Raw genomic sequence first — 9,448 nt, 5'->3', positions numbered from 1 at the left:
GGGCCGGCGCCTCGACGGCGGTCTCGGGGGTCGCCTCCGCGGTCTTGCGCGTACGGCGGCGAGGCTGCTTCGGGGCCTCGGCCACGGCGGCCTCGGTGACCGCCTCCAGGGCCGGCGCCTCGACGGCGGTCTCGGGGGTCGCCTCCGCGGTCTTGCGCGTACGGCGGCGAGGCTGCTTCGGGGCCTCGGCCACGGCGGCCTCGGCGACCGCCTCCACGACCGGCGCCTCGACCACGGCCTCGGCCACGGGGGCCGCCTCCGCGCGCTTACGGGTGCGGCGGCGCGGCTGGGCGGGAGCCTCGGCCACGGCCTCCGGCGTCACCGCCGTCTCCACCACGGCGGTGGCGGGAGCGGCCGCCGCCTCGCCCGAAGCCCCGCCGCGGGTACGGCGACGGCGGCGCGGGGTGCGGGGAGCCTGCGGCTCCTCGACGGCGGTGGTCTCCGCCGGGGCGGCACCGGCCTCCACCGGGGCGCCGCCGCGCATCCGGCGACGGCGACGCGGAGTGCGCTCGGAACGCTCGCGCTCCGGCGCGGCCTCGGGACGCCCGCCCCGGCCGGGACGGCCGCCACGCGCACCGCGGCCACCGGTCTCGCCGAGGTCCTCCACCATCTCCGCGTCGAGCCCGGCGCGCGTGCGCTCCGAGCGCGGCAGGACACCCTTGGTGCCGGCCGGGATGTCGAGGTCGGAGAAGAGGTGCGGGGACGTCGAGTACGTCTCCACCGGCTCGTTGAAGTCCAGCTCCAGCGCCTTGTTGATGAGCTGCCAGCGCGGGATGTCGTCCCAGTCGACGAACGTGACGGCCGTGCCCTTGGCGCCCGCGCGGCCGGTGCGGCCGACCCGGTGCAGGTAGGTCTTCTCGTCCTCGGGGGACTGGTAGTTGATGACGTGGGTCACGCCACCGACGTCGATGCCGCGCGCGGCGACGTCGGTGCAGACCAGCACGTCCACCTTGCCGTTGCGGAAGGCGCGCAGCGCCTGCTCGCGGGCGCCCTGGCCGAGGTCGCCGTGGACCGCGCCGGAGGCGAAGCCCCGGCGCTGGAGCTGCTCGGCGATGTCGGCGGCGGTGCGCTTGGTACGGCAGAAGATCATCGCCAGACCGCGGCCCTCGGCCTGCAGTATGCGGGCGATCATCTCCGGCTTGTCCATGGAGTGGCCGCGGTAGACGAACTGCTTGATGTTGGCGACCGTCGCGCCCTCGTCGTCCGGCGCGGTGGCACGGATGTGCGTGGGGCGGGACATGTAGCGGCGGGCGAGACCGATGACCGCGCCCGGCATGGTGGCCGAGAACAGCATGGTCTGGCGCTTGGCCGGCAGCATGTTGACGATCTTCTCGACGTCGGGCAGGAAGCCCAGGTCGAGCATCTCGTCGGCCTCGTCCAGCACCAGGCACTTCACGTGCGACAGGTCGAGCTTCTTCTGGCCCGCGAGGTCCAGGAGGCGGCCGGGGGTGCCGACGACGACGTCGACGCCCTTGTTCAGGGCCTCGACCTGCGGCTCGTAGGCACGGCCGCCGTAGATGGCGAGGACGCGGACGTTGCGTGCCTTGCCGGCGGTCAGCAGGTCGTTGGTGACCTGGGTGCACAGCTCGCGGGTCGGCACGACGATGAGCGCCTGCGGCGCGCTGGTCAGCGCCTCGGGGGCGGCACGGCCGGCCTCGACGTCGGCGGGAACGACGACGCGCTCCAGCAGCGGCAGGCCGAAACCGAGGGTCTTGCCCGTGCCGGTCTTGGCCTGGCCGATGACGTCGCTGCCCGAGAGGGCGACCGGAAGGGTCAGCTCCTGGATCGGGAAGGGGTTGACGATGCCGACGGCTTCCAGCGCCTCGGCGGTCTCGGAAAGAATGCCGAGGTCACGAAATGTCGTAGTCAGGGTTTTGCCTCTTCTTGTGTGTGCGGCGCGAGGCGAGCGCGGGGATCATGTCTGACCGTGCCGGGCACGTCGGCCGCCGTACGGGCGAACCAACTGGGGCAAGCCGTAAGACACGGGACCACTGCCGACGCTCTAGCGCTCGAACCGCTAAGGATGTCCCTCCGCTCGCCGTGCGCGCGTGCCGCACGGCCCAGGAGGGCTGTCAGGTCGGAGCCGATCGGGCCACCGACCGGGCATCCTCATGCGTGCGCCACTGCCAGAAGGCCCCGAACACACCGAAGAGCGTCGGCGCACTCGACGGGCGCATTACCACCATACCCCGGATTGCCGCACACGCGATGGCCGAATCGGTCACGTAGTCGTGGTCACAGTGATCGGCCAGGAGCTTCCCGGAGAGGGCGAGCGGGCTATTGTGCGCCTCATGACTAGCTCTGACAAGCCTGAGAACCCCGAGAACGCGGGCGCCGCCACCGGTGTCGCCGCCCAGGACTGGGCGACGGCCGCGGCGGACCCGCAGTACCGCGCCGCCGTCGTGGACCTGCTCGGCGCGCTCGCGTACGGCGAGCTGGCCGCGTTCGAGCGGCTCGCGGAGGACGCCAAGCTGGCGCCGACCCTCTCGGACAAGGCGGAGCTGGCCAAGATGGCCTCGGCGGAGTTCCACCACTTCGAGCGGCTGCGCGACCGGCTGACGGAGATCGGCGCGGAGCCCACCGCGGCGATGGACCCCTTCGTCGCCGCGCTGGAGAGCTTCCACAAGCAGACGGCACCCTCGGACTGGCTGGAGGGCCTGGTCAAGGCGTACGTCGGCGACTCGATCGCCAGTGACTTCTACCGCGAGGTCGCGGCCCGGCTCGACCACGACACCCGGGAACTCGTCCTCGCCGTGCTGGACGACACCGGGCACGCGGAGTTCGCGGTGGAGAAGGTCCGCGCGGCCATCGACGCCGACCCCCGCGTGGGCGGGCGGCTCGCGCTGTGGGCGCGGCGGCTGATGGGCGAGGCGCTGTCACAGTCGCAGCGGGTCGTCGCCGACCGGGACGCGCTGTCCACGATGCTGGTCGGCGGGGTCGCGGACGGCTTCGATCTCGCGGAGGTCGGCCGGATGTTCACCCGGATCACCGAGGCGCACACCAAGCGGATGGCCGCACTGGGCCTCGCGGCCTGATTGTCCGTCAAGGGCGGCTACGCGGGCGCGGATCGCCGGCGGAGCCGCCCGGACGGGCGCAACAGCAGCGACAGGGACGCGGCGGACACGACGGCCGCGCCGATCAGGGTGAGCAGCACCGGGGCCGGGCCCAGGGCGCTGTGCGTGACGAAGTCCCCGAAGAGCGCACCCGCCACCGCGGTGGCGAAGACCAGCGGGCGGGCGGGCAGCCGGTGCGGCAGGCGGTGCGCCGCCGCGAAGGCGAGGACGAGTCCGAGCGCGGCCGAACCGAGCACTTCGAGGATCATCGAGGGGTCCCTCCCACGTCTGCGTGCCCATGCGGTCACAGCCCGACTTACCCGTGACCTGCGCGTTGCAATCCTGCCCTGTGCCCACCCCGTGTGCGAGCCGTGCGCGCCGGGGGACAGCGAAAAGGGCCCGGTGGCGGGTGCCACCGGGCCCTTCACGGGTGTCGCGCCTACAGCGTGCCGAAACCGACCTTGCGCGCGGTCGGCGCGCCGATCTCGACGTACGCCAGACGGTCCGCGGGGACCACGACCTTGCGGCCGCGCTCGTCCTCCAGGCTCAGCAGCGGCGACTTGCCGGCCAGGGCGTCGGCCACGACGCGCTCGACCTCCTCGGCGCTCTGACCGCTCTCCAGAACGATCTCGCGGGGCGCGTGCTGCACGCCGATCTTGACCTCCACGGCTATGTCCCTCCGACGGTCAGTGATGTGCGCGTTCTGCCGCGCCGTACGCAGCACACATTAGCCCGGTGAGGGGACGCGCATGCTTCTGGCGGGAACGCCATCAGCGAACACGCCCCATCGGCGCGCCGGAGGGTCAGTGGTGGTCGGTGCCGTGCAGCGGGAATCCGGCGATGCCGCGCCACGCCAGCGAGGCGAGCAACTGCACCGCCTGGTCGCGCGGCACGCTGCGGTCGCTGTGCAGCCAGGAACGCGCCACCACCTGGGCGAGCCCGCCGAGCCCGGAGGCCAGCAGCATCGACTCCGCGCGGGACAGGCCGGTGTCCTCCGCGATGACCTCGCAGATCGCCTCGGCGCACTCGGTGGTCACCTTGTCGACGCGCTCGCGCACGGCCGGCTCGTTCGTCAGGTCCGACTCGAACACCAGGCGGAAGGCGCCGCCGTCGTGCTCGATGTACGCGAAATAGGCGTCCATGGTCGCCCGCACGCGCTGCTTGTTGTCGGTCGTCGAGGCGAGCGCGGCGCGCACGGCCTGGATCAGGGCCTCGCAGTGCTGGTCCAGCAGGGCCAGGTAGAGGTCGAGCTTGCCGGGGAAGTGCTGGTAGAGCACCGGCTTGCTGACTCCGGCGCGCTCTGCGATGTCGTCCATCGCGGCCGCGTGGTAGCCCTGGGCGACGAAAACCTCCTGGGCAGCGCCCAGCAACTGGTTGCGCCGGGCTCGGCGCGGCAGACGGGTGCCGCGCGGGCGTGCTGCCTCTGTTTGCTCGATGGCTGTCACGCCGCCTCCCAATGTCGTCCTCATGCGGTGTCGGCCGCGCGGCCATCGTACTTTTCGGTAACCCCGGTGTGCGCGGTGCGAGCGCAGAATTTCACGTACCGGACGGCGGCGAAAGCCGTGGACCCGGCCCCGGTGCGCGCCGGTTCAGCGGTAGTCCTCCTCGTCGGTGCGGACCACGCGGGCCTGCTCGATGAGATCGCCCTCGCTGCCCCGGTCCGGGTCCACCCCGGTCAGCGGCTCGTCCCGCTCCTCCGTGAGGGGGGCCCGCTGCTCGGCGGCGTCGGGCCCGGGGGCCTCGACGTCGGCGATCCCGGCCTCGGTGTCGTCGTCGGAGCTCTCGATCTCGTCCGGCTCGGTGGGGTCGTGGGCCATGACGGCCTCCCTTTCATCCAGCTTCCGTCCGGAAATCTCCTTCCGGACCCTCCGGCTCGGGCGGGTACCCCGCGGCTGCGCTTGCATACGAGCCTAGGAGACCGCCCGGGGCCACGCCACGCCGTCGGCGGTACCGGACCGGCGTCCCCGGTGTCCCTGCCTGTGAGGGCGAACACATGAGATGCGGTGTGATCGTCTCGTAACATTGCCGCATGTCTTCGACCGAGTCGCCTTCCGTGCCGGCCGCGAGCGTGCTCCCCCGGGTCGCCCCCGTAAGGGTGGGCGAGGGCGAGCAGATGAGGTCGGTACGGCTGCCGGGAGTCACCCTGACGCTGCGGTCCCGGCCGACCGCCCGGGAAGGTCTCGAGCCCGCCCTGTTCGTGCACGGGCTCGGCGGTTCCTCGCAGAACTGGTCACCGCTGATGGCCGCGCTGGACGGTGTCGTGGCCTCCGAGGCCGTCGACCTGCCGGGCTTCGGCGACTCCCCGCCGCCGGACGACGGGGACTACTCGGTCACCGGCCACGCGCGCGCGGTCATCCGCCACCTGGACGCGGCCGGACCCGGCCCGGTCCACCTGCTGGGCAACTCGCTCGGCGGCGCGGTCTCCACCCGCGTGGCCGCCGTCCGGCCGGACCTGGTGCGCACGCTGACGCTCGTCTCGCCCGCCCTGCCGGAGCTGCGCATCCAGCGCAGCGCGGTCCCCACCGCCCTGATGGGTGTGCCCGGCGTGGCCGCGCTGTTCAACCGGGTGACCCGTGAGTGGACCGCCGAGCAGCGGGTGCGCGGGGTGACCGCCCTCTGTTACGGGGATCCCACGACCGTGACCCCGGAGGCGTTCGGGTACGCGGTGGAGGAACTGGAGCGGCGCCTGAGGCTGCCGTACTTCTGGGACGCGATGACCCGCTCGGCGCGCGGGATCGTGGACGCGTACACACTGGGCGGCCAGCAGGGGCTGTGGCGGCAGGCGGAGCGGGTGCTCGCGCCGACCCTGCTGGTCTACGGTGGCCGGGACCAGCTCGTCGGCTTCCGCATGGCCGCCAAGGCCGCCCGCTCCTTCAGGGACTCCCGTCTGCTGTCCCTTCCGGACGCCGGGCACGTGGCGATGATGGAATACCCGGAGCTGGTGGCCAGGGCGTTCCGCGAACTCCTCGCGGACAGCGCCGCATCGGGCGCCACGAACGCGGAGAACTGAGGGCAGGGGTGGGACGACACAGCCGCCGAGGACCGGATCCCCAAGGTGACGCCTCGGCCATAGAGGGCACCGGCCCCGCGGCCGGGGGCACCGGGGACGGTGCCGGGACGGGTGACTTCGCCGCACGCCCGCGCCCGCGGGGCGGGGAGCCGTGGAGTTCCGCACCTCGCGGTGCCTCCGGCGCGACCGTCAGCGGTGCCGGACGTCATGTCCCGTCCGGACGGCGCGCGGACGACCGGGGGCCCGGTGCCTTCGGGGCCGCCCGCGGCGCTCACCCCGAGCAGCATGAAGTGGGCGGCGGCTGGGGGGAGTTCGAGAACCGGCGTGCCACCCCGACACCCTTCCCGAGGCAGCGGCGCGCGGAGCCCGCGGACTCCGGGCCCGGGCCGCGCCGGGAGTACCTGGACGCCTTCGCGGAGGGTGCCGCGCCCCCGGCGCCCCGGCGTGCCGAGGTACCGCGGCAGGGGATCGCGCCGGGTGCGGACGGGAAGCCTCCGGCCGCCGTGCCCGCGGCGGCCCGGCACGGCGGCAAGGGGCGCGCCTTCACCGGGGTCGCGGCCGCCGCGGTGACCACCGTGCTCGCCGTCGTCGTCGCCGGACAGGTGGCCGACGGCCGCGCCCAGGGCGAGTCGCGGGCCCAGGCCGCGGGAGGCGGCCTGCCGCCCGCCGCCCAGGCCGTGCCCTCCAGCGCGCCGAGCGCCGTGCCGCTGACGTACGCCCAGAAGATGGGCCGGCTCTATCCCCTCGGAGCGACCCTCAAGGGTTCCGGCAGGTTCGACACCGTGCCCGGCACGGCCAAGGCGCCCGGCAAGGGACCGAAGACGACGTACCGGGTCGACGTGGAGCAGGGGCTCGGTCTTGACGGCGCGCTGTTCGCCGACGCCGTGCAGCGCACCCTCAACGACGGCCGGAGCTGGGCGCACGGCGGGGAGCGCGCCTTCGAACGGGTCTCCACCGGCAAGCCGGACTTCGTGATCACCCTGGCCAGCCCCGGCACGACCGCGCGGTGGTGCGCCAAGTCGGGCCTGGACACCACCGAGGACAACGTCTCCTGCGACTCGGCCGCCACCGAGCGCGTGATGATCAACGCGTACCGCTGGGCGCAGGGCAGCGTCACCTACGGGGACGCCAGGATCCACGCCTACCGCCAGATGCTGATCAACCACGAGGTCGGACACCGGCTCGGGCACGGGCACGTCACCTGCCAGAAGGACGGCGCGATCGCCCCGGTGATGCAGCAGCAGACGAAGTTCCTCGACCACGACGGAATCCACTGCCTGCCCAACGCCTGGCCCTACCCGAAGAGTTGACGTACGAGTAGCCGCAGGGGCCGGTGGGGCCGACTCATGTCACATTGACATGAGTCGCAAGTTGGTTCATATTTCTGCGCATGTGGTCCCGTCAAGCCGTCTTTCGCAGCGCCGCCATCGAGCTGGCGCTCATCGGCGTGACCGCTCTCTGCGTGGCCGACATCGACTGTCGCTGACACCGCCTTCCCGGTGTCCGCGTCGATGCGTGCCCTTTTCACCCTGCCGCCCGTGAGTCTCCTCGCGGGATCTCTCGACGACTGACGCCGGGGCCGGCACCTGTCCGCAGGTGTCTCATTCCTCGTTCCCATGTCTCACCCCTCGGACATTCCGGGGGTTCCCCCGAGAGGTCGTCATTTCCGATGCGTCAATCGTCCGTCATAGCGCGCCGCGTGGCAGCGGCATCCGTCGGCCTGGTCGTGGCAGCGGGCGCCGCCGCCTGCGGCCCTGAGGACAGCGATGCCAAGGGCGCCGGTGGCGACTCCACGCCCCACAAGGGCGGCACCCTCACCGTGCTGAACGCCGAGGCCCAGACCGACTTCGACCCGGCCCGCCTCTACACCTCCGGCGGCGGCAACGTCCCCTCGCTGGTCTTCCGCACCCTCACCACGCGCAACCGCGAGAACGGCGCCGAGGGCGCCAAGGTGGTCCCCGACCTCGCCACCGACACCGGCCGTCCCAACAAGGACGCCACCGTGTGGACGTACACCCTGAAGAAGGGGCTGAAGTACGAGGACGGGACGCCGATCACCTCGGCCGACATCAAGTACGGCATCGAGCGATCCTTCGCCCCCGAACTCTCCGGTGGCGCGCCGTACCTGCGGGACTGGCTGAACGGCGCCGCCGACTACCAGGGGCCGTACAAGGACAAGAAGGGCCTCTCCGCGATCACCACGCCGGACGCCCGCACGATCGTCTTCCACCTGAACAAGCCCGAGGGCGAGTTCCCCTTCCTCGCCACCCAGACGCAGTTCACCCCGGTGCCGAAGAGCAAGGACACCGGCACCAAGTACGAGCAGCACCCGATCTCCTCGGGGCCGTACAAGGTGGTCCGGAACCAGAACGACGGCGAGCGCGTCCTGCTGGAGCGCAACCCGCACTGGAGCGGCGACGACGAGCGCAAGGCGTACCCGGACAAGGTCGACGTGCGCTCCGGGCTCGACTCCTCCGTCATCAACCAGCGGCTCGCCGCCTCCCAGGGCACCGACAAGGCCGCCGTCACCACCGACACCAACCTCGGCCCGGCCGAACTCGCACGCGTCAGCGGCGACAAGAGCCTCGCCGCCCGCGTGGGCACCGGCCACTTCGGTTACACGAACTACATCGCCTTCAACCCGGAGGTGAAGCCGTTCGACGACCCCAAGGTGCGCCAGGCGATCTCGTACGCGGTCGACCGCTCCTCGGTGGTGAACGCGGCCGGCGGTTCCGCTCTCGCCGAGCCCGCCACCACCTTCCTGCCCGACCAGAAGTCCTTCGGGTACACCCCGCACGACCTGTTCCCGGCGGGCAGGTCGGGCAACGCGGCCAAGGCGAAGGAGCTGCTGAAGGAGGCCGGGCACCCGAACGGGCTGACCGTCACCCTCACGCACTCCAACAGCAAGGACTTCGAGACCAGCCCCGAGATCGCCACCGCCCTCCAGGACGCCCTGAAGAAGGCCGGGATCACGGTCAGGCTCCAGGGCCTTGAGGACAACGACTACCGCGACAAGATCCACAGCACCAGGACCGAGCCCGGCTTCTTCCTCGCCCACTGGGGTGCCGACTGGCCCTCCGGCGGTCCCTTCCTCGCCCCGATCTTCGACGGCCGCCAGATCGTCAGGGACGGCGCGAACTTCAACACCGGTCTGCTGGACGACAAGTCCGTCAACACCGAGATCGACGCCATCAACAAGCTGACCGACCTGGACGAGGCCGCGGCCCGCTGGGGCGCGCTGGACAAGAAGATCGCCCAGCAGGCCCTCGTCGTCCCGCTGTTCCACCCCGTCTACAAGCGTCTGTACGGCTCGGACGTCAAGAACGTCGTGATCAGCGACTGGACCGGCGTGCTGGACATCTCCCAGGTCGCGGTGAAGTGACCC

The 9,448-nt window shown here is 72.1% G+C and carries 10 protein-coding genes; 5 read left to right on the top strand and 5 right to left on the bottom strand.

Translation table 11 applies throughout. The annotated features are described in order from the left end of the window. The coding region (locus ACWCV3_RS23315; protein WP_451227425.1) for a DEAD/DEAH box helicase at window positions 1-1,777 on the bottom strand (1,777 nt) is incomplete at its 3' end. A gap of 514 nt (window positions 1,778-2,291) precedes the next feature. Between ACWCV3_RS23315 and ACWCV3_RS23310 the strand changes: the two genes are divergently transcribed. After that, entirely contained in the window at window positions 2,292-3,035 is a 744-nt protein-coding gene (locus ACWCV3_RS23310; protein ID WP_451227378.1) for a ferritin-like fold-containing protein, read from the top strand. Between the two features lie 17 nt (window positions 3,036-3,052). On the opposite strand, the gene ACWCV3_RS23305 is transcribed toward ACWCV3_RS23310, so the two are convergent. The 4 genes from ACWCV3_RS23305 to ACWCV3_RS23290 form a co-directional block, all read right to left on the bottom strand. Further along, window positions 3,053-3,322 carry a hypothetical protein gene (locus tag ACWCV3_RS23305; protein WP_451227376.1) on the bottom strand — a complete coding sequence of 90 codons (270 nt, stop codon included), beginning with the start codon at window positions 3,320-3,322 and terminating at the stop codon, window positions 3,053-3,055. 170 nt (window positions 3,323-3,492) lie between these two features. Continuing rightward, entirely contained in the window at window positions 3,493-3,720 is a 228-nt protein-coding gene (locus ACWCV3_RS23300; protein ID WP_030807269.1) for a DUF3107 domain-containing protein, read from the bottom strand. A 136-nt stretch (window positions 3,721-3,856) separates the two neighbouring features. Next, window positions 3,857-4,498: a TetR/AcrR family transcriptional regulator gene (locus ACWCV3_RS23295; RefSeq protein ID WP_030807272.1), complete on the bottom strand. Its 642-nt coding sequence runs from the start codon at window positions 4,496-4,498 to the stop codon at window positions 3,857-3,859. Between the two features lie 144 nt (window positions 4,499-4,642). Beyond that, complete coding sequence (locus tag ACWCV3_RS23290; RefSeq protein ID WP_451227371.1) at window positions 4,643-4,870, bottom strand: hypothetical protein; 228 nt, start codon at window positions 4,868-4,870, stop codon at window positions 4,643-4,645. Window positions 4,871-5,082: 212 nt separating this feature from the next. Between ACWCV3_RS23290 and ACWCV3_RS23285 the strand changes: the two genes are divergently transcribed. The 4 genes from ACWCV3_RS23285 to ACWCV3_RS23270 all read left to right on the top strand — a co-directional run bounded on the left by ACWCV3_RS23285 (window position 5,083) and on the right by ACWCV3_RS23270 (window position 9,445). Further along, window positions 5,083-6,063 (top strand): alpha/beta fold hydrolase, encoded by a 981-nt coding sequence (locus tag ACWCV3_RS23285; RefSeq protein WP_451227369.1) that lies wholly within the window; start codon window positions 5,083-5,085, stop codon window positions 6,061-6,063. Between the two features lie 59 nt (window positions 6,064-6,122). Beyond that, complete coding sequence (locus tag ACWCV3_RS23280) at window positions 6,123-7,373, top strand: DUF3152 domain-containing protein (protein ID WP_451227422.1); 1,251 nt, start codon at window positions 6,123-6,125, stop codon at window positions 7,371-7,373. Window positions 7,374-7,453: 80 nt separating this feature from the next. After that, a complete protein-coding gene (locus ACWCV3_RS23275; protein ID WP_451227366.1) occupies window positions 7,454-7,549 on the top strand; it encodes an Ms4533A family Cys-rich leader peptide in 96 nt (31 codons plus the stop codon). 183 nt (window positions 7,550-7,732) lie between these two features. Further along, entirely contained in the window at window positions 7,733-9,445 is a 1,713-nt protein-coding gene (locus ACWCV3_RS23270; protein WP_451227363.1) for an ABC transporter substrate-binding protein, read from the top strand. Window positions 9,446-9,448 lie beyond the last annotated feature (3 nt).

This window comes from Streptomyces sp. NPDC001781 (assembly GCF_053596035.1).
This window is presented reverse-complemented; position numbering and strand designations above follow the sequence as displayed.

Excerpts from the sequence above, each read along its gene's own strand:
- ACWCV3_RS23310 (WP_451227378.1), top strand. The coding sequence starts at position 2,292 with ATGACTAGCTCTGACAAGCCTGAGAACCCCGAGAACGCGGGCGCCGCC.
- ACWCV3_RS23305 (WP_451227376.1), bottom strand. The coding sequence starts at position 3,322 with ATGATCCTCGAAGTGCTCGGTTCGGCCGCGCTCGGACTCGTCCTCGCC.
- ACWCV3_RS23290 (WP_451227371.1), bottom strand. The coding sequence starts at position 4,870 with ATGGCCCACGACCCCACCGAGCCGGACGAGATCGAGAGCTCCGACGAC.
- ACWCV3_RS23285 (WP_451227369.1), top strand. The coding sequence starts at position 5,083 with ATGTCTTCGACCGAGTCGCCTTCCGTGCCGGCCGCGAGCGTGCTCCCC.
- ACWCV3_RS23275 (WP_451227366.1), top strand. The coding sequence starts at position 7,454 with ATGTGGTCCCGTCAAGCCGTCTTTCGCAGCGCCGCCATCGAGCTGGCG.
- ACWCV3_RS23270 (WP_451227363.1), top strand. The coding sequence starts at position 7,733 with ATGCGTCAATCGTCCGTCATAGCGCGCCGCGTGGCAGCGGCATCCGTC.